This is a genomic window from Streptomyces sp. NPDC052023 (assembly GCF_044548465.1).
Taxonomy (GTDB): domain Bacteria; phylum Actinomycetota; class Actinomycetes; order Streptomycetales; family Streptomycetaceae; genus Streptomyces.
Window position 1 is genome coordinate 513,291 of record NZ_JBIUBW010000003.1, and the last position, 25,542, is coordinate 538,832.

14 protein-coding genes and 1 pseudogene are annotated in these 25,542 nt (G+C 71.0%); 11 read left to right on the forward strand and 4 right to left on the reverse strand.

All coding sequences use genetic code 11. The annotated features are described in order from the left end of the window. Positions 1-23 precede the first annotated feature (23 nt). The 3 genes and pseudogenes from ACIHCM_RS09960 to ACIHCM_RS09970 all read right to left on the reverse strand — a co-directional run bounded on the left by ACIHCM_RS09960 (position 24) and on the right by ACIHCM_RS09970 (position 6,298). Positions 24-2,280: pseudogene (locus tag ACIHCM_RS09960) on the reverse strand (glycoside hydrolase family 27 protein). 76 nt (positions 2,281-2,356) lie between these two features. Then, positions 2,357-4,843 carry a SpoIIE family protein phosphatase gene (locus ACIHCM_RS09965; RefSeq protein ID WP_399891934.1) on the reverse strand — a complete coding sequence of 829 codons (2,487 nt, stop codon included), beginning with the start codon at positions 4,841-4,843 and terminating at the stop codon, positions 2,357-2,359. Between the two features lie 144 nt (positions 4,844-4,987). After that, positions 4,988-6,298, reverse strand: a complete 1,311-nt coding sequence (locus tag ACIHCM_RS09970; RefSeq protein ID WP_399891937.1) for an MFS transporter — start codon at positions 6,296-6,298, stop codon at positions 4,988-4,990. 169 nt (positions 6,299-6,467) lie between these two features. Here ACIHCM_RS09970 and ACIHCM_RS09975 point away from each other — a divergent pair, with 169 nt between their 5' ends. Beyond that, positions 6,468-7,043 (forward strand): CGNR zinc finger domain-containing protein, encoded by a 576-nt coding sequence (locus ACIHCM_RS09975; protein WP_399891940.1) that lies wholly within the window; start codon positions 6,468-6,470, stop codon positions 7,041-7,043. A 37-nt stretch (positions 7,044-7,080) separates the two neighbouring features. On the opposite strand, the gene ACIHCM_RS09980 is transcribed toward ACIHCM_RS09975, so the two are convergent. Further along, a complete protein-coding gene (locus tag ACIHCM_RS09980) occupies positions 7,081-7,215 on the reverse strand; it encodes a hypothetical protein (RefSeq protein WP_399891943.1) in 135 nt (44 codons plus the stop codon). Positions 7,216-7,501: 286 nt separating this feature from the next. Here ACIHCM_RS09980 and modA point away from each other — a divergent pair, with 286 nt between their 5' ends. The 10 genes from modA to ACIHCM_RS10030 all read left to right on the forward strand — a co-directional run bounded on the left by modA (position 7,502) and on the right by ACIHCM_RS10030 (position 25,421). Next, positions 7,502-8,329, forward strand: a complete 828-nt coding sequence (modA, locus tag ACIHCM_RS09985; RefSeq protein WP_399891946.1) for a molybdate ABC transporter substrate-binding protein — start codon at positions 7,502-7,504, stop codon at positions 8,327-8,329. Next, a complete protein-coding gene (gene modB, locus ACIHCM_RS09990) occupies positions 8,326-9,204 on the forward strand; it encodes a molybdate ABC transporter permease subunit (protein WP_399891949.1) in 879 nt (292 codons plus the stop codon). Before modA ends, modB begins: the two co-directional genes overlap by 4 nt. Further along, entirely contained in the window at positions 9,201-10,286 is a 1,086-nt protein-coding gene (locus ACIHCM_RS09995; protein ID WP_399891952.1) for an ABC transporter ATP-binding protein, read from the forward strand. The genes modB and ACIHCM_RS09995 overlap by 4 nt, the downstream gene beginning before the upstream one ends. Positions 10,287-11,066: 780 nt before the next feature. Further along, a complete protein-coding gene (locus ACIHCM_RS10000) occupies positions 11,067-12,479 on the forward strand; it encodes an extracellular solute-binding protein (protein WP_399891955.1) in 1,413 nt (470 codons plus the stop codon). A 99-nt stretch (positions 12,480-12,578) separates the two neighbouring features. Then, positions 12,579-13,538 carry a carbohydrate ABC transporter permease gene (locus ACIHCM_RS10005; protein WP_399891958.1) on the forward strand — a complete coding sequence of 320 codons (960 nt, stop codon included), beginning with the start codon at positions 12,579-12,581 and terminating at the stop codon, positions 13,536-13,538. Between the two features lie 17 nt (positions 13,539-13,555). After that, entirely contained in the window at positions 13,556-14,431 is an 876-nt protein-coding gene (locus tag ACIHCM_RS10010) for a carbohydrate ABC transporter permease (protein ID WP_399891961.1), read from the forward strand. Positions 14,432-14,566: 135 nt separating this feature from the next. Then, positions 14,567-16,171: a glycoside hydrolase family 13 protein gene (locus ACIHCM_RS10015; RefSeq protein WP_399891964.1), complete on the forward strand. Its 1,605-nt coding sequence runs from the start codon at positions 14,567-14,569 to the stop codon at positions 16,169-16,171. Positions 16,172-16,261: 90 nt separating this feature from the next. Further along, positions 16,262-17,272 (forward strand): LacI family DNA-binding transcriptional regulator, encoded by a 1,011-nt coding sequence (locus tag ACIHCM_RS10020; protein ID WP_399891967.1) that lies wholly within the window; start codon positions 16,262-16,264, stop codon positions 17,270-17,272. Positions 17,273-17,636: 364 nt separating this feature from the next. Then, positions 17,637-21,008 (forward strand): CARDB domain-containing protein, encoded by a 3,372-nt coding sequence (locus ACIHCM_RS10025; RefSeq protein WP_399891970.1) that lies wholly within the window; start codon positions 17,637-17,639, stop codon positions 21,006-21,008. Positions 21,009-21,125: 117 nt separating this feature from the next. Beyond that, positions 21,126-25,421 (forward strand): discoidin domain-containing protein, encoded by a 4,296-nt coding sequence (locus ACIHCM_RS10030; protein ID WP_399891973.1) that lies wholly within the window; start codon positions 21,126-21,128, stop codon positions 25,419-25,421. Positions 25,422-25,542 lie beyond the last annotated feature (121 nt).

The following is a 25,542-nucleotide window of genomic DNA, read 5'->3' on the forward strand; positions in this document are numbered from 1 at the left end:
CCACGTCAAGAATAATTACTAATTTATTTGAACTGGGTCCGGTGCACGTAGCCGTCGACTCCGCGGAACACCACGTCGACCGTGCCGCCCGGCCCGGCCACCGCGCCGAGCGCGCCCTCGAAGGCGGCGCTGGGGAACTCGTGCCGCTTCGTCCAGCCCTGCCAGGCGCCGCTCTCGTACCGCTGCTGCCAGAGCGTGTAGTCGCCGGCCCGCGCGTACAGCACGACACCGTCCGCCACGGCCGCCAGCGTCGGGCTGCCGCTCACGGTCCCGCCGAGCGAGGTCCACGGCGACCACTGCCCGGACGCGGTCCGGGACCGTGTCCACACGTCGTCCGCCGCGCTGCGCACGGCCACGTGGACCCCTCCCTCGGCGTCGACGGCCGCGGACGGCCGCCCGTAGACCTGCCGGCCGCCGGGCGTGCCCAGCGAGGACCAGCCGGACGACGGGCCGCGCTGCACGACGCCCCCGTCCGCCCCCCGCGCGAACAGCGTCCAGCGGTCGGGCGCGGTGAACGCCACCGCCGGCGCGTCGGTCACCCGGCCGCCCAGGTCCTGCCACGCCCCCCAGTGGCCGTGGGCGAGGACGCGCCGGTACACCCGGGAGTCGTTGCCGCGCACGAAGACGTCGATCCGGCCGCCCGCGGAGGCGTACGCGGCGGGCTGCCCGAGGATCCGGCCCTTCGTCGGACCGCCGAGCTCGCGCACCCGGGGCCGGCCGTCGGCAGGTGCCGTGTGCTGGACGAGCGAGCCGTCCGTGCCCCGCAGGAACGTGGTCCGCGTGTCGCCGTCGCGCACCACCGCCGGGCTCGCCGACGCCCGCCGGCCCAGGCTGGTGCCGGGGAGGGCGTCGCTGCCGGTGAGCTTCAGGAACGCGGTGCCGTGCGCGGGAACCTCGACCGTGTACGAGTCCGCGTGCACGCCGCGATCGGCACGGGCGCGCAGGTCGCGGATCCGTACGTCGCCGCCGAGGCCCACGTCGGAGAACCGGACGGTGCGCTCGGCCGGCTGGTCGGAACGGTTGAGCAGCACGACCGCACGCCGGCCGTCACCGGCCAGGACCTTGCTGTAGACGTCGCCGACCGAGTCCGTCGCGACCCGGACGCCCTGGACGGCGAGGGGGTCCTGGTTGACCGCGATGATCTCGTGGTTGCGCAGCGTCTCGATCATCTCGTCCGGCAGCGTGCGCGGGTCGGAGCCGAGGACGAGCGGCGAGGCCATCTCGGCCCACATCACGAACTGCGTCGTGGACTCCTCCTGGGTCAGCTCCAGCGACCCGTCGGTCATGCGCCGCATCGGGATGAGGTAGTCCGGGTCGTTGTAGTGGCCCGGGCCCTGCGCCTCGGGGTGCCAGGCGTTGGCGTCCATGTTGCGCAGCACGTTGGGCCACTGCCCGGGGCTGGGCGTGCCCCAGGCGATGTCCGTGCCGGTACGCCAGGAATCGGCGATGGTGGGGGCGTAGGCGTAGGTGTTGTGGGCGTCCTGCTCGGGTGTGTGCGGCAGGCCCCAGTCGTCGGTGAGCGGGTTGCACAGATTCAGCAGCATCTTGCGGCCGGACTTGGCCACGGCGTCGCTGAACTCCTTGAACGCCGGGCCCGGGTCGAGCTTGGCGCCGATCCCGCACAGGAAGTCGACCTTGATGGCGTCGATCTTCCAGCCGGCGAACTGCCGTGCGTCCTCCTCGTAGTGCCCCCGGCTGCCGAGGCCGCAGGTCTTGCCGCCGTCGTAGGTGCCGGCGTCGGTGTAGATGCCTGCCTTGAGTCCGCGCTGGTGCAGGTAGGAGACGAGCGCCGGGATGCCGGAAGGGAAGCGGTCCGGGTGGGCGGCCAGCCGGCCCTGCCCGTCACGCGGGTTGTCGGCCTGCCAGCCGCCGTCCAGCCACACGATGTCGTAGCCGCTGTCCCGCAGGCCGCTGCTGACCAGCTTGTCGGCGACCGCGCGCACTTCGCTCTCGGTCGGCGCGCCCAGACCGTAGTAGGTGTTCCAGCCCATGTAGGGCGTCGGCGCGAGGCCGCTGTCGTAGTACTCGGGTGCGCCCTGGTCGACGGCCGGTTGCGCCGTGGCCGAGGGGGCCGCGGTCACCGCCAGCACGGTCGCGGTCGCGACCGTGATCGCGTGCCGCGTCAGTCGCGGCACGGGGGACGTGCGGGCCTGCGGGTGTGAAGTCACTTGCCTCTCCCGGGGGTTGGGAAGCACGAGGACGTGACGCGGGCCGCGCTGCCGGAGGGGGCCGGGGCGTCACGGCGAAGACTGTGGCGCGTGGCCGGAACCCTGTCAACATTAATTCCTAATTTAATAGAAAGGCAGTCCGGGGGAGTGAGGGGCCGACGGACGCCTTGCGTGCCGCAACTTCGGCCTCACCCGGACCCGTTCGCGGGAGCAAGGTGCTGTTCCGTCCAGATGATCTTGCCGTCCGCCGTGTACCTGGTGCCCCACCTGCTGCTGAGCTGGTCGACGATGAGCAGGCCACGGCCGCCTTCGTCGGTGCTACGGGCCTGGCGCCGGCGTGGGGCGCAGCCACTGGTGTCGTGCACCTCGCAGGTCAGTGACTCGTGCCGGACGAGCCGCAGACGGAACGGGCCGGTGCCGTGGCGGATGGCGTTGGTGACCAGTTCGCTGACGATCAGTTCGGTGACCGGGATCTGGTCCTCCAGCCCCCACCGGGCGAGCTGGGCGGAGGCCAGAGCCCGGGCACTGCCGGCCGCCGACGGCTCGGGGGCGAGTTCCCACGAGACGACCTGGCTCGGGCCGAGCGCGTGGGTCCTGGCGAGGAGCAGGGTGACGTCGTCGCGCGGCGCCTCGGCGGACAGGGCGTCCACCGTGGTCGAGCAGAGCTCGTCGAGCGGGAGCCCGGGGCGCGCGAGGGCGGTGCTCAACCGGCACATGCCGACGCCGATGTCGTGGTCGTGGGTCTCGACCAGACCGTCGGTGTAGAGGGCGAGCGTGCTTCCCTCGGGCAGTTCCTCGGTCGCGGATGCGAAGGGCACCATGCCGACGCCGAGCGGGGCCCCGGTGGGCAGGTCGGGGAAGGTGACGCCGCCGTCCGGGTCGATGATCGCGGGCGCGGGATGGCCCGCCCGGGCCATGGTGCACTGGCGGGTGATCGGGTCGTACACGGCGTAAAGACAGGTGGCGGTCATGGTGGTGCGGGCCGGCTCCGGGACCGAGGCGCCCGCGGACAGGCCGGTGACGGTGTCGTCGAGGCGGGCGAGCAGCTCGTCGGGCGGCAGGTCCAGGTTCGCCAGGGTGCGCACGGCGGTGCGGAGCTGTCCCATGGTGGCCGCCGCGTTGATGCCGTGCCCGACCACGTCACCCACGACCAGCGCCACCCTCGCGCCCGACAGCGGGATCACGTCGAACCAGTCGCCGCCGACGCCGTGGTGGCTGTCCGCCGGCAGGTAGCGCCAGGCGACCTCAGCCGCGGTTCCGCCGGTGGCGTGGTGCGGGAGGAGATGGCGCTGCAGGGCCAGGGCCGCGGAGCGTTCACGGGCGTACCGGCGGGCGTTGTCCAGCGACAGCGCGGCCCTGCTGACGAGTTCCTCGGCCAGCAGCAGGTCGTCCTCCTCGAACGGCAGCGGGTTCTCCGTCCGCAGGAACAGGGCCACGCCGAGGACGGCACCGCGCGCCCGGATCGGAACGATCATCAGGGAGTGCATGGCGTGGTCGCGGACCGTCCTGGCCCGCCTCGTGTCCTGGACGTCGATCCAGGTGCCGGGAGAGGCGTCCAGAAGTGGCTCGAAGTGCGATGTGCCCGAGTGCAGTACGCCGGTGAAGGGCGACGTCGTGGGCACCAGGACCGGCTCTCCGCGCCCGAACAGGGACTCCGGGGCCCCGCGGCGGACCGAGGCGAGGCCCGCACGGCGAAAGGCGGGGACGCACCCGCCCTGCGCGCCGGGACGTGCCGGTGGCTCCTCGCCCCACGGGACCGACTCCGCCAGGTCGACCGTCGCGTAGTCCGCGAGGAGGGGCACGGCGAGGTCGGCCAGTTCCTGCCCGGTCCGCATGATGTCCAGCGTGGTTCCGATGCGCCTGCTCGCCTCGCTCAGAACCGCCAGGCGTTCCCGCGCCCGGCGGCTCTCGGAGACATCCACCGTCACCACGCAGACGCCCAGGGCACGGGCCTGCGCGTCGTCGAGGCGGAAGAACGACGCCAGGAACGTGGGCTCACGGCGCGCGGACGCCGGAGCGAAGGCCCGGAACTCGACGTTCGTCGCCGGAACGCCGCTCTCCAGCACCTGGCGCATCAGCGCCTCGAGCGTCTCGGCCTGCGGGCTGGGCGAGGCCTCCGTCAGCCTGCGCCCGAGCCGTTGCTCAAGGGGCAGGCCGTCCCTTTCCCCCTGGGTGTCGTTCACCCAGGTGCAGCGCAGCTCGGTGTCGCGTATCACCACACCGACCGGCAGGTGGCCGGGCAGTCGCAGGGCGGCCGGGAGAGCGTCCGCCGCCGTGCCGTCCGCCACCCAGGGCGGGAGCGTGGCTCGGCCCGTCGCCGACACGATCCACCGTGCCCCGCCGTCGTGCCCGGACAGCGACTGCACCCACAGGCGGGCGTCGATCCACCGCCCGTCGCGGTGCCGGACCTCGGTGTGGCCGGACCATCCGGAGGGTGCGCGGTCCACCGTCAGGGCCGCCGCGACCGCCCGGCCCGCGGCGTCCGGCAGCAGGCTCGCGGCGGAGCGGCCCACCACCTCGGCGGCCGTGTGGCCCACCAGCCGCTCGGCCGCCTGTGTCCAGCCCACCACGGTGCCCGAGGCATCCAGCAGCGCCATGGCCGTCTCAGCCGCCTGGAAGGCCGTCCGACGGGCGGTCTGATCCTGGCTCGTCGCCGTCTGTGCGGCAGTGTCCATCGGTCTCTGTTTCCTTCCGTGTTCTCGGACGGTGCTTCTGCGTCCCCGCGGACTGTCCTGCTGCGTTCCGGTCGGTCAGTCCTTCTGTGTCCCGCGAACTGCCCTTCGGCGTTCTCGCGAGCCCCGGCGCCGGTGTCCTCGCGATCAGCTGCCGTACCTGGGCCCGGACTCCGCGGTCCAGCCCGCCGCGGCCACCTCCAGCCGGCCGGGCGGGGCGTCCGGGTCCGCCGAGGAGGCAACGAGTACCGGGCCCGTGACGGAGGTCCTGCGGCCGGCGAACTCGGACACGGTGGCCAGCAGGGCGAACACCATCACCCCGGCGCCGTAGAGCGTGGCGGTGGCCTTCAGACCGAGCGACGGTACGGCGAGCCCCGCCAGCACGGCGGGAACGCTGAGGGCCAGATAGCTGACGACGTAGACGGCGGCGATCAGCTTCGCCCGGTCTCCGGGGCCGGCCAGCGCCGCGAGCGAGCGGAAGGCACTCAGGAAGGAGCTGCCGAAGCCGGCGCCGGCGACGGCGGTCGCGAGGAAGAACAGGGGTGCCGAGGACACCGCGAGGGCGAGCAGGGTGAGACCGGTCCCGGCGGCGAGCACCAGCGTCCCGGCGGCCATCACCCGCCGCGGTGGCGCGCTGTGCACCAGCAGCGAAGCAGCCGCTCCCGCGCCGAAGAGGGTGGCCACCACCAGTCCGCCGACCAGATGACTGGCGATGTGCAGCCCCTCCGTGGTCAGCGAGGGGCCGAGCGCGAGGTGGAGGCCACCCAGTGCCCAGGTGGCGATCAGGGCGGGTGCGGCCGCCACGAAGGTCCTGCGGGCATGGGACGGCACGGCGACCCGCGGCCGCAACGAGGCCCAGGCGCCCCGGCGCGGCGTGACCGGCTCCGGCAGCAGGAACACGGCCGCGGCCAGCACCACGAACAGGACTGTGAACAGGGCGAAGACCAGCGTGGTGGGGGCCGGCGCGTACTGCACCAGCAGTCCCGTGCCCAGCGCGCCGGCGGCCAGTCCGACAGCGGGCGCGAGGCTGTTCAGCAGGGGGCCCAGCGACGAGGTCGGTGACGGCTGCAGATCCAGCAGCCCGGCGCTGATGGCACCGGTGGCCGCACCGGTCGCCAGTCCTTGCAGGGCCCGCGCGACGAGCAGCGGCCCGACACCGTCGGCGCTCAGGAACACGACCATGGACGCGGCCTCGACGATCAGCGCCGCGGCGAGCACGGGACGCCTGCCGATGTGGTCGGAGAGTTCTCCGACGGTCAGCAGCGCGACCAGCAGCGCCACGACGTAGATCGCGAAGATCGTGGTGAGCACGGTCGGCGAGAAGCCCCAGCGGTCCTGGTAGACGACGTAGAGCGGGGAGGGTGCGGCGGACGCGGCCAGGATCGCCAGCAGTGTGACGGCCAGCAGCCAGAAGGCGACGGGGCGGGGTATTCGCCCCGTCGGGAGCTTGGGGTGCACGTCGGTTTCTCCTCGGAGGGGGTCCGGGCGGTGGTCGGCGGGAGGTCCGGGCGATGGGCCTGCGGGAGGTGCGTGAGGATCGTTCGCTCGCGGTTGTCCATGCCCCAACGCGGGCAGCCGCCGAGGTAATCCCCTTCTTGGAAATGACCATGTGAGTTAGGATGGAAAGGTGGCCACGAAGGAACGTCCGGAGTCCGCGCGGGACGTGCCCGCGACTGCCGCGGCGGTCGTCGACCTGCTGAATTCCCGGGCGCACGGAACCGTCCGGTCGATGCCGGACACGCTTGTGAACGCGGGGACGGCGAGCGCCGTTCTGCGCCCGTTCGGCCGGTCCGACGCGAGGGAGCCGTCACCGGAGGACCTCACCGAGATCCGCGCCCTGCGCGCGACCCTGATGGACCTTGTGACGGGGCAGGACGAGACCGGGGCGGCGAGGGCCTGGACGGATCTCTCCCGAAGGGCCTCGTCCGTCACGCTGCGACAAGAGTTCTCGGCGCCCGGCAGGGTGCGGATGCGGCAGGTGACCGGCGACCCCGTGATCGGCGGCATCACCCTCGCGGTGGCGGAACTGGTGGAGGACGGCACCTGGTCCCGTATCCGCGTCTGCGCCGATGAGCGCTGCGGCCACGCCTTCTACGACAGCACCCGCAGCCGTACCCAGCGGTGGCACTCCTACGAGATGTGCGGCAACAAGAAGAACGTGGCCGCGTACCGGGCTCGGCAGAAGGCCCGGCTCGAAGGGTGACGCGGGAGGCTGCCGGTGGCCGGCCGAGCCCGGCGGGTCAGTTCGCCCGCCACCATGCGGTGACGGTCCGGGCGTAGTCGTCGGCGCCTTCCTCCCGGACGAAGTGGCCCGGGTCGAGGAGATCGAGCCTGCTGTGGGGCAGGCGCTCGTGCAGGTACTCCGCGTTCGCCACCTGCACCCTCGGCACATCCGGACCCCGGCCACGGTTCCGTAGGAACGCACATGCGATGCATATGGAGCCAGGGACCGGCTCATGCGAAGTGACAGGGGACTTTTCCCTGGCATCTGCGACAGTATGATCGGCGTATGCAGACCTCCCGGATCGGGGACGCGGCCGCCATACCCGGGCGGCCGGTGTCCGGCGGTTGCGGTGCTCAGCCGCGTGGTCGTCGAGAGGCAGTGGACAAGGTCGCAAGACCGTGGCTGAGTCCGTCAGGACCAGAGGGAGTGGACCCGTGATGACCCGATCCATGCGCCGGACCCACCGGATGCTGACGGTGACCGGCGCAGGTGCCGCCGCATTGCTGGCCCTGAGCGCCTGCTCCTCCTCCGACGACTCCGCGTCGGCCCGTTCGGGTTCCTCCGCGTCGGCCGGCGCCTCCGGCGAGGTGTCCGGAGAGGTGACCGTCTTCGCCGCCGCGTCGCTGAAGGAGAGTTTCACGAAGCTGGGCGAGGAGTTCGAGAAGCAGCACCCCGGTACGGAGGTGACCTTCAGCTTCGGCGGCAGCGACGCGCTGGCCGCGAGCATCACCGGTGGCGCCCCGGCGGACGTGTTCGCCTCGGCCAGCCCGAAGACGATGAAGATCGTCACGGACGCGGGGGACGCCTCCGGTACGCCCGCCACCTTCGTCCGCAACCAGCTGGAGATCGCGACCCTGCCGGGCAACCCGGACAGGATCGCCACCCTCGAGGACCTCACGAACCCGGACCTGAAGGTCGTGCTCTGCGACAAGGCGGTGCCGTGCGGCTCCGCCGCGCAGAAGGCCCTCGACGCGAGCGAGCTGACGCTCACGCCCGTCTCCTACGAGGAGGACGTCAAGTCCGCCCTCAACAAGGTGGTGCTCAAGGAGGCCGACGCCGCGGTCGTGTACAAGACCGATGTCCGCGCGGCGGGTGACAAGGTGGAGGGCGTGGACTTCCCCGAATCGGTCGGCGCCGTCAACGACTACCCGATCACCCTGCTCAAGAGCTCGCGGAACACCGAGGCCGCCGAGGCCTTCATCGAGCTGGTGCAGTCCGCCGAGGGCCAGAAGGTCCTGACCGAGGCCGGGTTCCTCAGGCCGTGACCGGTTCCTCACAGGGGCAGGCCGACGCCGCGGACAGCCGGACCGCCGGCCCGAGGCGTCGGCGCGTCCACCCCGGCCGCGGGAGCCGGGGCGTCCTGCGAGGAGCCCCGCTGCCCCTGCTGCTGCCCGCGCTGATCGGCCTGGCGTTCCTGGTCCTGCCGCTCATCGCCCTGCTGTTCAGGGCACCTTGGCGCAGCATGCCCGAACTGCTCACCAGCCCCGAGGTGTGGCAGGCGCTCCGGCTGTCCCTGATCTGCGCGACCGCGGCGACCGCGGTGAGCCTGGTGATCGGGGTCCCGCTGGCCTGGCTGCTGGCCCGGGTCGAATTCCCGGGACGCGGGCTCGTCCGTGCCCTGGTGACGCTGCCGCTCGTCCTGCCACCCGTGGTCGGAGGTGTGGCCTTGCTGATGGCGCTCGGTCGCAACGGTGTCGTCGGACGGTGGCTGGACGACTGGTTCGGGCTCACGCTGCCGTTCACCACCACCGGCGTCGTGGTCGCCGAGGCGTTCGTCGCGATGCCCTTCCTCGTCATCAGCGTGGAGGGCACCTTGCGCGCCGCCGACCCGCGCTACGAGGAGGCCGCCACCACCCTGGGGGCGTCCCGCTTCACGGCGTTCCGCCGGGTCACGCTGCCGCTGATCGCCCCCGGTGTCGCCGCGGGCGCCGTGCTGGCCTGGGCCAGGGCGCTCGGTGAGTTCGGCGCGACGATCACCTTCGCCGGAAACTTTCCCGGCCGCACCCAGACCATGCCCCTCGCCGTCTACCTCGCCCTCCAGAGCGACCCGGAGGCGGCTGTCGCCCTCAGCCTGGTCCTGCTCGCCGTGTCGATCGCGGTGCTCGCGGGGCTGCGTGACCGCTGGATGACCGCCTCATGACCGACACCGAGAAGACCACCATGAGGGCTTCGGCCCCGGCCTCCGAGGGGCTCGACGCCCGGCTGGTGGTGGAGCGCGGCGCCTTCCGGCTCGACGTGGCGCTCACCGCGGCGCCCGGTGACGTGGTCGCGCTCCTCGGTCCCAACGGCGCCGGAAAGACCACGGCGCTGCGGGCACTCGCCGGCCTCGTTCCGCTCACCGGCGGCCATCTCCGCCTCGACGGCGCGGAGTTGGACCGTACGCCTCCGGAGTCCCGCCCGGTCGGCGTCGTCTTCCAGGACTACCTGCTCTTCCCCCACCTCACCGCGCTCGACAACGTGGCCTTCGGACCGCGCTGCCACGGCGCCGGAAAGGCGCAGGCCCGCGCCGAGGCCGCCGGCTGGCTGGACCGCATGGGCCTCGCCGACCACGCCGGCAGCAAGCCACGCAGGCTCTCCGGCGGCCAGGCTCAGCGTGTCGCGCTGGCCCGCGCCCTGGCCACCCGCCCGCGCCTGCTGCTGCTCGACGAACCACTGGCCGCCCTCGACGCCCGAACCCGGCTCGACATCCGCGCCCAGCTCCGCCGCCACCTGGCCGACTTCGAGGCGGTCGCCGTACTGGTCACGCACGACCCGCTGGACGCGATGGTCCTGGCCGACCACCTCGTCGTCATCGAGAACGGCCGTGTCGTCCAGGAGGGCACCCCCGCCGACATCGCCCGCCATCCGCGCACCGACTACATCGCCCATCTGGTGGGGCTCAACCTCTACCGCGGACAGGCCGCAGGGCACACGGTCCAGATCGACGACGGGCCCGCGATCACCACCACCGAGGACCTCACCGGCCCGGTCTTGGTCGCCTTCCCGCCCAGCGCCGTCACCCTGCACCGGGACCGCCCCGCCGGTTCCAGCGCCCGCAACCACTGGCGTTGCGAGGTCGCCGGCCTGGAGGTCCACGGCGACCAGATCCGCGCCGCCCTCACCGGCGAACTCCCCCTCGCCGCCGACCTCACCACCATCGCCGCCGCCGAACTGGAGCTCCGCCCGGGAGGCACGGTCTGGGCGACGGTGAAGGCGACCCAGACGCACGCGTACCCTGCCTAGCGGACCGGGTCGCCGGACGGCCGATCCGGGGTGAAGGCGACTCGGACGCCCGCGCACCTTTCGCGGGGCCGCGACGCGTGGGCTGCTCACCTGCGCCCGCGACGGTCGGCCCGTGCCCGCGACGGTCGGCGCGTGCCCGCGATGGTCGGCGCGTGCCGCGACGGTCGGCCCGTGCCCGCGACGGTCGGCCCGTGCCCGCGACGGTCGGCGCGCGCCCGGCCGTCAACGGGGTGCGGGGGCATGTCGGCATGCGCCCGGTCGCCCACGCCCGTGGCCCTGGTCGGCCCACGCTCGCCCCCCGGACTGGTCCCCGGTTCTCCGTATTCGCGCCCGGCCCCCTGAATCCGTCCCCGCCCCCCGCATTCGTACCCGCCCCGGCATACGTCCCCGGCCCTCCGCCCCCCTCGGCACAAGCCCCGGCCCCGTCGGCACAAGCCCCCGCCCCGAGTCCGTCGCCATACACCGCCGCCGCCCAGCCCCTCGGCATAAGCCTTCCGCCGGCCGACCCGCTGCGCGCAAGCAGGACAGCGACAACTGAAACAGCAGCCCCGGACGGAGCCGGCCCCGGCCCACCCCGGTTCAGGCGGGAACCTTGCAGGGTTCGGTCCGTCGATCGGAGTTGGCCGCGACCTGCTCTGACATCTGATTGTCGAGCAATTACGAAATTGACGCGATATCTTGCGTTCACTTGTCGGGGGTGGTTGAGTGTGGCCCGCCCCACAACGCATCAGCCGACCGGTGGTGGGGCGACCTCCACGTTGATGCCCGAAGGGGTCCACCATGAGAAGTGCCCGGTTCCGCCGTACCCGCCGCGCCGGCGCGGTCGCCCTCGTCTCTGCCCTGACGCTGACCGCCCTCGCCGCCTGCGGCACGAGCAGCAGTGACGACGGCGGCGGTGCCGAAGGGAGCGGCTCGTCAGATCCGTCCGCCCCGCTGGACCCGAAGACGAAGGTGACGATCACGATCGACTGCATGCCTCCGGCGGCGAAGGCGGCCGAGCTGAAGGAGTGGAAGGAGGACGTCGCCGAGTTCAACAAGACCTACCCGAACGTCACCATCGAGGGCCGCTCCACCCCGGGTCAGTGCCTGGAGCCGCCGCGCTTCACCGCCATGCTCAAGGCCAAGTCCCAGCCGGACGTCTTCTACACGTACTTCACCGACCTGGCGCAGGTGCTGGACAACGACGGCGCCGCCGACATCTCCGGGTACGTCAACGACAAGACCGTGCCGCTGCTGAAGGACATCGACCCCAACGTCCTCGGTTCACTCAAGCACGAGGGCAAGCTCTACGGACTGCCCACGAGCAACTACACGATGGGCCTGCTGATCAACCGCAGGCTCTTCGAGCAGGCCGGCCTCGACCCCGACAGCCCGCCGCGCACCTGGGACGAGGTCCGCGCCGCGGCCAAGAAGATCGCGGGCCTCGGCAAGGGCATCGCCGGCTTCGGCGAGTACAGCGCGGGCAACACGGGCGGCTGGCACTTCACCGCGCAGATGTACAGCCTCGGCGGCGACATCGTGGACGCGAGCGGAAGGAAGGCCGCCTTCAACAACGAGCTCGGCAAGCAGGTCGCCGAGAACCTCCACGCCATGCGGTGGGAGGACGACAGCATGGGCCAGACCCAGTTGCTGAAGTGGGGCGACCTCCAGAAGCAGATCGCCACCGACAAGCTCGGCATGTTCCTCGCCGCCCCCGACGACATCGCGTACATGGTCCAGCAACTCGGCGCGAAGTACGAGAACTTCGGCATGGGCCCGATACCCGGCGGCAAGAACACCCTGGCCGGCGGCAACAACTACATGATCAAGCAGGGTATCTCCGGCGACAAGATCAAGGCCGCCGTCGCCTGGCTCAACTTCAAGAACCTCACTGTCGGCAAGGGCCAGTTCGACTGGGCACGCGCCAAGGCGGACGGCCTTCCCGTCGGTGTCCCGCAGCCCAACTTCTGGCTGAACGAGTCCAAGGCCAAGGACGACGCCGCCCGCGCGGAGCACGCCACCATGCCCGTCGCCAATTTCAAGACGTTCATGGACAACCCCGTCCCGGGCAAGGCCGAGCCGCCCAAGGCGCAGGAGATCTACAAGGTCCTCGACAACGTGATGTCCGGCATCCTCACCAACCGCAACGCCGACGTCGGCAAGCTCCTGTCCACCGCCGAGGTGCAGGTCAACCAGGTCCTGGCCAACCAGTGACATGACCGGGCGGGCCGGTTGCGAACCGTGGCCGCCCCGCCCGGCGGCAGCGCGGCAGCCCCGGCAGCAGACCGGCAAGTTCAGTACCAAGGAGCGACGATGTCGGCCCCCAGCCTGACCCCGAGCAAGGCAGGACCTCCCCGCCACTCCCCGCCCCGCGAAGCGGGCCCCGTACCACCCGGTGGCCGGTTCGCCAAGAGCCTGCGGCGCAACCTCACCGCGCACGGCTTCCTCATCGGAGCCGTGATCTGCTTCGCGGTGTTCTCCTGGTATCCCATGGTCAGGGAGTTCCTCCTGGCCTTCCAGAAGACCGAGGGCGGGCAGACGACCTGGGTCGGTCTGGAGAACCTCACCACCGTCTTCAACGATCCGGCCTTCTGGCAGGCGTGGCGCAACACCCTCCTGTTCACCGTGCTGGCGCTGGTCCTCGGCTTCGCCGTCCCGTTCGTCGTGGCGATCGTCATCAACGAGTTCCACCACGGGCAGGGATACCTCCGGCTCCTCGTCTATCTGCCGGTGATGCTTCCGCCGGTCGCCTCGGTCCTGCTCTTCAAGTACCTCTACGACCCCGGATACGGGCTGCTCAACGAGGTGCTGAGCTTTCTCCACCTGCCGCAGCAGCAGTGGCTCCAGGACCCGGACCTGTCCATGCTCTCCGTGGTCATCGCCTCGACCTGGATGAACTTGGGCGGCGCCGCACTCATCTACCTGGCCGCCCTCCAGGGCATTCCCGGCGAGCTGTACGAGGCGGCCGAACTCGACGGTGCCGGTCTCTTCCGCAAGATCTGGCACGTCACCATCCCGCAGACCCGCCTCATCCTCTCCCTGATGCTGCTCATGCAGGTCATCGCGACCATGCAGGTCTTCGTCGAGCCGTTCCTGCTCACCGGCGGCGCCGGCCCGGAGGGCTCCACGACGACGGTCGTCTACCTCATCTACCAGTACGCCTTCAACTTCAACAACTACGGTGCCGCGGCAGCGCTCGGCCTGCTCCTGCTCGTACTGCTCGCCGGATTCTCCGCGGCGTACGTGAAGCTCAGCCGCGCCGAGGACGAGTAGGCCAGGGGAGAGACACCATGTCCACGCGTACGCTCATCTCGCCTGCCCAGCGCGCCAAGCCCCGCGCCAAGGCGGTCTACTGGACCGTCTTCACCCTGGTGGTCGGCGGCTTCACCCTGGTCTTCCTCGGACCGCTGTACTGGCTTGTCTCCAGCGGTTTCAAGGACGCCCAGGAGGTCATCCAGACACCGCCGACCCTGGTGCCGAAGACCTTCACACCCGAGAACTACAGCCGCGCCTGGGAGGTCATGGACCTGGCCTCCCTGCTCTTCAACACCCTCTACTACGCCTTCGGAGCCCTCGCGTTCCAGCTGGTCCTCGACGTGGCCGCCGCGTACTCGCTGTCCAAGCTGCGTCCCGTGCTGGGCAAGGCGATCCTCGGCATGATGCTCGCCACGCTCATGATCCCGGCGACCGTGCTCGTCGTCCCGCAGTACCTGACGGTCCTGGACGTGCCGATCGTCGAGCGCAACCTGCTGAACACCCCGTGGGCGATCTGGCTGCCGTCCGTCACCAACGCGTTCAGCATCTTCCTGCTGAAGCGGTTCTTCGACTCCATCCCGAAGGAACTCCTGGATGCCGCGGCCATGGACGGCGCTTCCCCGACGCGCACCCTGTGGTCGATCGTCCTGCCGATCTCCCGTCCCATCCTGGGCGTGGTGTCGATCTTCGCGGTCGTCGGCGTCTGGAAAGACTTCCTCTGGCCGATGCTCACCCTGCCCGACCCCGCCAAGCAGACGCTCAACGTCGGCATCTACTCGCTGTCCAACGGCGTGCCGGTGAACGTGCTGATCGCCGCGCTGACCATCGCCTCCCTGCCCACATTGCTGATCTTCCTGGTCTTCCAGCGCAACATCATGAGCGGCCTCACCGCCGGCGGACTCAAGGGCTGACCCCGGCCCGGTCCGCGCCGCACGGTCCGCCCCACCCGGTCCGCCCTCCCAACCGAAGCCTTCGCCGCCGGCCTGTCCGACGCCCCGCTGTCCGGGCCGGCGGCGAAGATCCACCCTGCCCGAAAGGAATGCCCCGTGGCAGCCCCTCACTCGCCCCGAACCGACGCCTGGTGGCGTGACGCCGTCATCTACCAGGTGTACCCGCGCAGCTTCGCCGACGGCGACGGCGACGGAACCGGGGACCTCGCGGGCGTCCGTGCGAGACTGCCCTATCTCGCCGAACTCGGCGTGGACGCCGTCTGGTTCACCCCCTGGTACGCCTCCCCGATGGTCGACGGCGGATACGACGTCGCCGACTACCGCGCCATCGACCCCGCCTTCGGCACCCTCGACGAGGCCGAGAAGCTGATCGCCGAGGCCGCCGCCCTCGGTGTCCGGGTCATCATCGACATCGTCCCCAACCACGTGTCCGACCAGCACGCCTGGTTCCGGGCGGCCCTGGCGTCCGGACCCGGCAGTCCCGAGCGGGAGCGCTTCCACTTCCGGCCCGGACGCGGGGCGAACGGCGAACTCCCGCCCAACGACTGGCCCTCCCAGTTCTCCGGCACCACATGGACCCGCGTCCCCGACGGCGAGTGGTATCTGCACCTCTTCACGCCCGAGCAGCCCGACCTCAACTGGGCCCACCCGGACGTCCGCAGGGAGCACGAGGAGGTGCTCCGCTTCTGGTTCGAGCGCGGTGTCGCGGGGGTGCGGATCGACTCCGCCGCCCTGCTCGTGAAGGATCCCGCGCTCGCCGACTTCGTGGAGGGCGTCGACCCCCACCCCTACATAGACCAGGACGACCTGCACGTCATCTACCGCTCCTGGCGGGCGATCGCCGACGAGTACGGGGCCGTCTTCGTGGGCGAGGTCTGGCTGCCCGACGCCGAACGCTTCGCCCGCTATCTGCGCCCCGACGAACTCCACACCGCGTTCAACTTCAACTTCCTCACCTGCCCCTGGGAGGCGGACCGGTTGCGCCGCACCATCGACGCGACCCTCGCCGAGCACGCCCCCGTCGGTGCCCCCGCCACCTGGGTGCTCTGCAACCACGACGTCACCCGGACCGTCACCCGTTACGGTCGCGAGGACACCGGGTTCGACTTCGCCAAGAAGCGCTTCGGCACCCCCACCGACCTTGCCCTCGGCACCCGGCGGGCCCGTGCCGCGGCGCTGCTCACCCTCGCCCTGCCCGGTTCCGTCTACCTCTACCAGGGCGAGGAACTGGGCCTGCCCGAGGCCGACATACCGCCGGCGCGTGTCCAGGACCCCATGTACTTCCGCTCCGGCGGCGTCGATCCGGGCCGCGACGGCTGCCGGGTGCCACTGCCCTGGGAGGCCGAGGCACCGTCGTACGGCTTCGGGACGACGTCGCAGCCCTGGCTGCCGCAGCCCGCGGACTGGGCCGGCCGCGCCGTCGACCGTCAGCGCACCGACCCGGAGTCGATGCTCACGCTCTACCGCGAGGCACTGCGGCTGCGCCGGTCCGAGCCGGGCTTCGGCGACGGAGCCCTGTCCTGGCAGCCGGCCGCGGAAGGCGTCCTCTCCTTCGCCCGGGCGGGCGGCCTGCTCTGCGTCGTGAACCTCTCGGACCGGCCGGCCGTACTTCCGCGGCACGAACGGCTGCTCCTCGCCAGCGGTCCGCTCGACGCCGACGGAGCGCTGCCGCGGGACACGGCGGTATGGCTGCGGGCCTGAACGACTCCGTGCTGGACCGCCGGATTCCGGAAAGGAAATGATGCAATCCACTTACACAACTTGCGTCAGTTTTGCGCTAACGTTGCGTGTATGACGCGACGACTTGCTCAGGTGGCGAAGAAGGTGGGGGTCAGCGAGGCGACGGTCAGCCGTGTCCTCAATGGCAAGCCCGGGGTCTCCGAGGCGACCCGGCAGTCCGTGCTCACCGCCCTCGACGTCCTCGGGTACGAGCGGCCGACCCAGCTGCGCGGAGAGCGAGCGCGGCTCGTCGGCCTCGTGCTCCCGGAGCTGCAGAACCCGATCTTCCCCGCGTTCGCCGAGGTCATCGGCGCAGCGCTGGCGCAGCAGGGGCTGACCCCCGTGCTGTGCACGCAGACCCGCGGGGGTGTCTCCGAGGCCGACTACGTGGAGCTGCTGCTCCAGCAGCAGGTCTCGGGCGTGATCTTCGCCGGCGGACTCTTCGCGCAGGCCGACGCGCCGCACGACCACTACCACCAGCTGGCGGAGCGGAAGATCCCCGTCGTCCTGGTCAACGCGTCGATAGAGGGGCTGGACTTCCCCTGTGTCGCCTGCGACGACGCCGTTGCCGTCGAGCAGGCCTGGCGTCACCTCGCCTCCCTGGGGCATGAGCGGATCGGCCTGGTTCTCGGTCCCGCCGATCACGTGCCCTCGCGTCGCAAGCTGGAGGCCGCCGCGGCGGCGGCGAAGGCCGCCGGCATGCCGTGGGCCGACGAGTTCGTCGAGCGGACGATCTTCTCACTGGAAGGGGGGCAGGCCGCGGCGGCCCGGCTGCTGGAGCGCGGGGTCACCGGCATCGTGTGCGCCAGCGACCCGCTCGCCCTCGGGGCCATCAGGGCCGCCCGCCGGCGGGGGCTCGCCGTCCCCTCCGAGGTGTCGGTCGTGGGGTACGACGATTCGGCCTTCATGACCTGCACGGAACCGCCCCTGTCGACGGTGCGTCAGCCCATCGAGGCCATGGGCCGCGCGGCGGTGGACCTGCTGTGCGCGCAGATCCAGGGGACCCACGCGCACCCCGGCGAGCTGCTCTTCGAGCCCGAGCTCGTCGTGCGTGGCTCGACCGCCCCGCCGCCGGTCCGCTGAGCGCGCCCGGGCACCGCGTCCTTCTCCTCATCTGACTTCGCGTCACCCCACGGCACCGGTGGCGGCCCCTCGGCGGGCCCGCCACCGGTGCCGTCGTCGTTCCGGTGGCACTCGTCTGCCGTGTGCATGACGAAACCGTTGACAAAGATGCCAGCCAGTAGAAACCTGTCACCTTGGCGATGCAAATGAGTCACAGAATTACTCAAGAAATCGTCCTGCCGTCGCCGTTCCTTATTGGAGTCATGCTGGGTCCCGCGCGTGACCTCCTCGTCCCCTCTTCAGGCATTCGCGGGCGCGCGTTCGCACCCGCCTCCTGGAGACGGCGAGAGGTCGTGCGCCGCGCCCGGATCGTGGAGAGGCCACCATGAGAGGCACACATCCGAGCAGGCGGCTGGGGGTCGGTCTGCTGACAGCGGGCCTGCTCGCCGTCGGACTGCTACCCGCCCCCGCTCATGCGGCGGCGGAGACCAACCTCGCCCTCGGGAGAGCGGCGACGGCCGGGGGAGCGCACGGCGGCTACCCGGCGGCCAATGTCACCGACGGAAGCCAGCAGTCGTACTGGGAGGGCCCGACGGGCTCCTTCCCGCAGTGGGTGCAGGTCGACCTGGGCGCGCAGACACCCCTCGATCGGGTCGTGCTGAAGCTGCCCACCGGCTGGGAGGCGCGCTCCCAGACGCTGGCCGTCCTCGGCAGCACCGACGGAAACTCCTTCAGTACCCTCGCCGCCGGGCAGGCACGCTCGTTCGACCCGTCCCGGGCGAACACCGCGAACATCGACCTGCCCACCGCGACCGCCCGGTTCGTCCGGGTGCAGGTGGCGTCCAACACGGGCTGGAACGCCGCCCAGCTGTCCGAGCTCGAGGTCTACGGCGACGACGACTCGGGCCCGGTCGACCCACCGATAGAAGGGACGAACCTGGCACGGAACAAGCCGATCGCGGCGACCTCGACCACGCAGAACTACGTGGCGGCGAACGCCAACGACGACAACACCGGCACCTACTGGGAATCGGCGGGCTTCCCGGCCGGCCTGACGGTCCAGCTCGGCGCGGACGCGGACGTCGAGGCCGTGGTCGTCAAGCTGAACCCGGACCAGATCTGGGGACCGAGGACCCAGTCCCTGGAGGTCCTGGGCCGTGCGCACGGTTCCTCGGACTTCACCTCGCTCAAGGCCCGTAGCACCTACGCCTTCAGCCCCTCCTCGGGCCAGAACGCCGTCGTCATCCCGGTGACCGCCCGCGTCGCCGACGTCCGGCTCACCTTCTTCTCCAACACCGGAGCCCCCGGCGCACAGGTCGCGGAGGTCCAGGTCCTCGGCACGGCCGCACCCGCGCCGGACCTCGTCCTGACCGACTTGACCTGGACCCCGGCCTCCCCGTCCGAGGCGGACGACGTGACGGTCCGGGCCACCGTCCGCAACGCCGGCACCGCCCCGGCGCCCGCGACGACCACCCATGTCAGCGTCGAAGGCACCGTGGCCGGCTCCGCCCCGGTCGCCGCCCTCGCGGCCGGTGCGTCCACCACCGTCAGCGTCCCCGTCGGCCGGCGCCCCATGGGCTCGTACACCGTCTCCGCCGCCGTCGATCCGAGCGACACCGTCGCCGAACTGGACAACAGCAACAACAGCCGCACAGCGGCGACGAAGCTGACCGTCACCCAGAGCCCGGGGCCGGACCTGCGGGTCACCGGCATCACCACCAGCCCGGCGGCACCCACGGTCGGCACGCCCGTCTCCTTCACCGTCGCGGTAAACAACCGCGGCACCACCGGCGTCCCCGCGGGCACCGTCACCCGTCTCACCGTCGGCGGCACCACCTTGCAGGGCACCACGGGCGCCATCGCCGCGGGGCAGACGGCGAACGTCGCCATCAGCGGCACCTGGACGGCCACCAGCGGCGGCGTGACCCTGACCGCCACGGCCGACGCCACCGGCACTCTCGCCGAGACCGACGAGAACAACAACGTCTTCGCCCGTTCCCTCGTCGTCGGACGCGGAGCCGCGGTCCCGTACACCGAGTACGAGGCCGAGGACGCCCGCTACAGCGGAACGCTGCTCACCGCCGACAAGAAGCGCACCTTCGGGCACACCAACTTCGCCACCGAGTCCTCCGGACGCCAGTCGGTCCGCCTCAACAGCACGGGCGACTACGTGGAGTTCACCTCGACGAACGCCGCCAACTCCGTCGTCGTGCGCAACTCCATCCCCGACTCCGCGGCCGGCGGTGGCCGCGAGGCCACCATCAGCCTGTACGCCGACGGCACCTTCGTCCGCAAGCTGACGCTGTCCTCCAAGCACAGCTGGCTCTACGGCAGCACGGACGACCCGGAGGGACTCACGAACCGGCCCGGCGGTGACGCCCGGCGCCTCTTCGACGAGTCGAACGCGCTGCTGACCCAGTCGTATCCGGCGGGCACGAAGTTCCGCCTCCAGCGGGACGCGGGCGACACCGCCGACTTCTACATCATCGACCTGATCGACCTGGAGCAGGTCGCGCCCCCGGCCGCCAAGCCGGCCGCTTGCACCTCCGTCACCGAGTACGGCGCGGTCCCCAACGACGGCATCGACGACACCGACGCGATCCAGCGCGCCGTCACCGCCGACCAGAAGGGCGAGATCGCCTGTGTGTGGATACCCGCCGGGCAGTGGCGCCAGGAACAGAAGATCCTCACCGACGACCCGCTCGACCGCGGCACCCACAACCAGGTCGGCATCCGTGACGTGACGATCCGCGGCGCCGGCATGTGGCACTCGCAGCTGTACACGCTGACCCCGCCCCACCAGGCGGGCGGAATCAACCACCCGCACGAGGGCAACTTCGGCTTCGACATCGATCACAACACGCAGATCTCCGACATCGCCATCTTCGGCTCCGGCACCATCCGCGGCGGCGACGGAGGCGCCGAGGGCGGCGTCGGTCTCAACGGCCGCTTCGGCAAGAACACCAGGATCAGCAACGTGTGGATCGAGCACGCCAACGTCGGTGTCTGGGCCGGCCGCGACTACTCCAACATCCCCGAGCTGTGGGGCCCCGGCGACGGCCTGGAGTTCACCGGCATGCGGATCCGCAACACCTACGCCGACGGCATCAACTTCGCCAACGGCACCCGCAACTCCACGGTCTACAACTCCTCCTTCCGCAACACCGGCGACGACGCCCTTGCGGTCTGGGCCAGCAAGTACGTCAAGGACACCTCGGTGGACATCGGCCACGACAACCACTTCCGCAACAACACGATCCAGCTGCCCTGGCGGGCCAACGGCATCGCCGTCTACGGCGGTTACGGCAACACGATCGAGAACAACGTGGTCTCCGACACCATGAACTACCCGGGGATCATGCTGGCGACCGACCACGACCCGCTGCCCTTCTCCGGGCAGACCCTCATCGCCAACAACGCGCTGTACCGCACGGGCGGGGCGTTCTGGGGCGAGGCACAGGAGTTCGGCGCCATCACGCTCTTCGCGCAGGGACCGGACATTCCCGGAGTCACCATCCGTGACACCGACATCCACGACTCGACCTACGACGGCATCCAGTTCAAGACGGGCGGCGGCGCGATGCCGGGCGTGAAGGTCGCCGACGTCCGCATCGACAAGTCGGTGGGCGGCTGCGGCGTCCTCGCGATGAGCGGAGCCAGAGGCAGCGCGACCCTGACGAACGTGACCATCACCGACTCGGCGGAGGGCGACGTCTGCGTCGAGCCGGGCTCGCAGTTCGCCGTCAACCGCAACTGATCCGACAGCACCGGTGCGGCGGCCCGTCCCCCCCGGCGGGCCGCCGCGCGTCAGATCCGGACACCATCCCCGAGCCGCGACTCGCACCCGGTGTGCGAGCCCGAAATGCGAGGACCGATGACCACCCCCACCTGGAGATCACGGGGCCTGAGCGCCGTGGTCGCGACGAGCCTGCTGGCATTGGGCGGTCCACTGATGACCGCCCGGGCGGCGGGCGGACCCAACATCGCCCTCGGCGACACCGCGTCGGCGAGCAGTGCCGGCGCCGAGTACGGCGCCGCGCACATCACGGACGGCAACCAAGGCACGTACTGGGAGAGTGCCGGCGCGAACCTGCCGCAGTGGGTGCAGGCCGACCTCGGCACCACCGAGCGCGTCGACGAGGTCGTCCTGAAGCTGCCCGCCGGCTGGGAGTCCCGCACCCAGACCCTGTCCGTCCAGGGCAGCGCCGACGGCACCAGCTTCTCCACCCTGAAGAGCTCAGCGGCCTACACGTTCAGCCCAGGAGCCGGAAACTCCGTCACCGTCTCCTTCCCGGCCACCCGGACCCGCTTCGTCCGCGTCGCCGTCACCGCCAACACCGGCTGGCAGGCGGCGCAGCTCTCCGAGCTGGAGGTGCACTCCGCCGACGGGTCCTCGACGAACCTCGCGGCCGGCAAACCCCTGAAGGCCAGCAGCCACACCGAGGTGTACGCGGCCCCCCACGCGAACGACGGCAACCGGGCCAGCTACTGGGAGAGCGCCAACCACGCCCTCCCGCAGTGGCTCCAGGCCGACCTCGGTGCCTCTGTCGCCGTGAACCGCGTCGTACTGAAGCTCCCGGCCGGATGGGGCAGCCGCAGCCAGACCCTGAAGATCCAGGGCAGCGCCGACGGCAGGGACTTCACCGACCTCTCGGCCTCCCGGGCCTACACCTTCGACGCGGCGAACGACAACACCGCGACGATCTCCTTCGACTCGGCCACCACACGCCACGTCAGGGTCCTGGTGACCGCGAACACCGTGCAGCCGGCCGCCCAGATATCCGAGCTGGAGATCTACGGCCCCGCCGACGGCGACACCCAGGCCCCGGGCGCGCCCGCGAACCTGGCCTTCACCGAGCCCGCGACCGGGCAGATCAGGCTCAGCTGGAACCCCGCCACCGACAACGTCGGCGTCGCCGGGTACGACATCTACGCCAACGGCTCCCTGCTGTCCACCGTCGCCGGGAACGTCACCACGTTCACCGACAGCCGGCCCGCGAACCAGACGGTGTCGTACCGCGTGCGCGCCCGCGACGCCGCCGGGAACCAGTCCGGAGACAGCAACACCGTCACCCGCGTCGGTGACGGCGGCGACACCCAGGCGCCCACGGCACCGGCGAACCTGGCCTTCACCGAGCCCGGCACCGGCCGGATCAAGCTGACCTGGACGGCCTCCACCGACAACGTCGGGGTGACCGGCTACGACATCTACGCCGACAACGTCCTGCGGGACAGCGTGTCCGGCGACGTCACCACGTTCACCGACACCCAGCCGGAGACCAGCACCGTCACCTACCACGTCCGTGCCAAGGACGCGGCGGGCAACCAGTCGGGCAACAGCAACAGCGTGACCCGCAACGGCAGCGGCGGCAACGGCTCGAACCTCGCCGTCGGCAAGCCGATCGACGCCTCCTCCACGGTGCACACCTACGTCGCCGCGCACGCCAACGACAACAACACGGCCACCTACTGGGAGGGCGCGGGCGGCAGCTACCCCAACACCCTCACCGTCAAGCTGGGTGCCAACGCCGACCTCGACCGGCTCGTGCTCAAACTGAACCCGGACACCGCGTGGTCCGCCCGCAACCAGACCGTCGAGGTCCTCGGCCGGGAGCAGAACGCCTCCGGCTTCACCAGCCTGGTCGCGGCGAGGAGCTACGCCTTCGACCCGGCGAGCGGCAACACCGTCACCATCCCGGTCACCCGCCGAGTCGCCGACGTGCAGCTGAAGTTCACCGCCAACACCGGTGCCCCGGCCGGTCAGGTCGCCGAGTTCCAGGTCGTCGGCGTGCCCGCGCCCAACCCCGACCTGGTGGTCACGAACCTGACCACCTCGCCCGCCGCGCCCGTCGAGTCGGACGAGATCACCGCGCTGGCCACCGTCCGCAACGACGGCCCGGCCGCCGCGGCGGCGAGCAAGGTCGCGCTGCGCCTGGGCGGCACCAAGGTCGCGACCGCGGACGTCCCCGCCCTGGCAGCCGGCGCGCAGGCCACCGTCAGCGCCTCCATCGGGGCCCGCGACGCCGGCTCGTACGAGCTGAGCGCCGTCGCCGACGAGGCGAACGCCGTCGTCGAGCAGAACGAGACCAACAACACCCACACCCGGGCCACCCCGCTGGTGGTCAAGCCCGTGGCCGGCTCCGACCTGGTCGCCTCCTCGGTGACGACCACGCCTTCCAGCCCGGCCGCCGGAGACACCGTCACCTTCAAGGTGACGGTGCGCAACCAGGGCAACGAGCCGAGCGCGTCCGGCAGCCACGGCGTGACACTCAGCCTCCTCGACCAGCAGGGCGCGACCGTCAAGACGCTGACCGGTGCCCACAGCGGCACCCTGGCGCCCGGGGCCTCGGCGGAGGTGAACCTGGGCCCGTGGACGGCGGCCAACGGCTCGTACACGGTGAAGACCACCCTGGCCGACGACGCCAACGAACTGCCGGTCAAGCGCGCGAACAACATCTCCACGCAGCCACTGTTCGTCGGCCGCGGCGCCAACATGCCGTACGACATGTACGAGGCCGAGGACGGCGCGGCCGGCGGCGGCGCCTCCGTCGTCGGACCGAACCGCACCATCGGCGACATGGCAGGCGAGGCGTCCGGACGCAAGGCGGTGAACCTGGACGCGACCGGCGAGTACGTCGAGTTCACCACCCGCGCCGCCACCAACACGCTGGTCACCCGCTTCTCGATCCCGGACGCTCCCGGTGGCGGCGGCATCGACTCCACCCTCAACGTCTACGTCGACGGCGTGTTCAAGAAGGCATTGCCGCTGACCTCGAAGTACGCCTGGCTGTACGGGGCGGAGGCCGCGCCCGGCAACTCACCCGGCTCGGGTGCTCCGCGGCACATCTACGACGAGGCGCACCTGATGTTCGGGGAGACCGTCCCCGCGGGAGCCAAGATCCGGTTGCAGAAGGACGCCGCGAACAACGCCGCCCACTACGCGATCGACTTCGTCAACCTGGAGCAGGTCGCGCCGGTCGCCAACCCGGACCCCGCCACGTACACCGTGCCGGCCGGCTTCACGCACCAGGACGTGCAGAACGCGCTCGACCGGGTGCGTATGGACACCACCGGCAAACTCGTCGGCGTCTACCTGCCGCCAGGCGACTACCGGACGTCGAGCAAGTTCCAGGTGTACGGCAAGGCGGTCAAGATCGTCGGCGCGGGCCCCTGGTACACGCGCTTCCACGCGCCCGCCACCCAGGACAACACCGACGTCGGTTTCCGCGCCGAGGCCGCGGCCAAGGGCTCGCTCTTCAAGGGCTTCGCCTACTTCGGCAACTACACCTCGCGGATCGACGGCCCGGGCAAGGTGTTCGACTTCGCCAACGTGTCGGACATCGTCATCGAGGACATCTGGAACGAGCACATGGTGTGCCTGTACTGGGGCGCCAACACCGACCGGATCACCATCAGGAACTCCCGGATCCGGAACATGTTCGCCGACGGCGTCAACATGACCAACGGCTCGACGGACAACCTCGTGACCAACAACGACGCACGCGCGACCGGTGACGACAGCTTCGCGCTGTTCTCGGCCATCGACGCGGGCGGCGCGGACATGAAGAACAACGTCTACGAGAATCTGTCCTCCACCCTGACCTGGCGGGCCGCCGGCGTGGCCGTCTACGGGGGCTACGACAACACCTTCCGCAACATCCACATCGCCGACACCCTGGTCTACTCGGGCATCACGATCTCCTCGCTGGACTTCGGCTACCCGATGAACGGCTTCGGGACCGGGCCGACGGCTTTCGAGAACATCTCGATCGTCCGGGCCGGTGGCCACTTCTGGGGCAACCAGACCTTCGGCGGCATGTGGCTGTTCTCCGCCTCGAAGGTCTTCCAGGGCATCCGCGTCAAGGACGTCGACATCGTCGATCCCACCTACAGCGGGATCATGTTCCAGACGAAGTACGACGGCGGCGGCCGCCCGGAGAACCCCGTGAAGGACACCGTCTTCACCGACATCTCCATCACCGGCGCCCGCCGGAGCGGGGACGCCTGGGACGCCAAGTCCGGCATGGGCATCTGGGTCAACGAGATGCCCGAACCCGGGCAGGGCCCGGCGGTCGGCGAGGCCACGTTCAACTGTCTGCGCATGAGTGACAACGCCGAGAACATCCGCAACACCACGACCACGTTCAAGCTCGACATCAACCCCTGCTGATCCGGGACTCCGCCCCCTCACCATGACGACGGCGCCCGCCGCACTCCGCGGCGGGCGCCGCCGTACTGCCCTTCGAAGCGTGCGCCGTGATCTCCCCGCGGGCCGTCGGCCCAGCGGTTGG

Bases quoted from the DNA above. Each gene is read 5' to 3' on its own strand.
- ACIHCM_RS10005 (WP_399891958.1), top strand. From the start codon at position 12,579: ATGTCGGCCCCCAGCCTGACCCCGAGCAAGGCAGGACCTCCCCGCCAC.
- ACIHCM_RS10000 (WP_399891955.1), top strand. From the start codon at position 11,067: ATGAGAAGTGCCCGGTTCCGCCGTACCCGCCGCGCCGGCGCGGTCGCC.
- ACIHCM_RS09995 (WP_399891952.1), top strand. From the start codon at position 9,201: ATGACCGACACCGAGAAGACCACCATGAGGGCTTCGGCCCCGGCCTCC.
- ACIHCM_RS10020 (WP_399891967.1), top strand. From the start codon at position 16,262: ATGACGCGACGACTTGCTCAGGTGGCGAAGAAGGTGGGGGTCAGCGAG.
- modA (WP_399891946.1), top strand. From the start codon at position 7,502: ATGACCCGATCCATGCGCCGGACCCACCGGATGCTGACGGTGACCGGC.
- ACIHCM_RS09965 (WP_399891934.1), bottom strand. From the start codon at position 4,843: ATGGACACTGCCGCACAGACGGCGACGAGCCAGGATCAGACCGCCCGT.
- ACIHCM_RS10025 (WP_399891970.1), top strand. From the start codon at position 17,637: ATGAGAGGCACACATCCGAGCAGGCGGCTGGGGGTCGGTCTGCTGACA.
- ACIHCM_RS10010 (WP_399891961.1), top strand. From the start codon at position 13,556: ATGTCCACGCGTACGCTCATCTCGCCTGCCCAGCGCGCCAAGCCCCGC.
- ACIHCM_RS10030 (WP_399891973.1), top strand. From the start codon at position 21,126: ATGACCACCCCCACCTGGAGATCACGGGGCCTGAGCGCCGTGGTCGCG.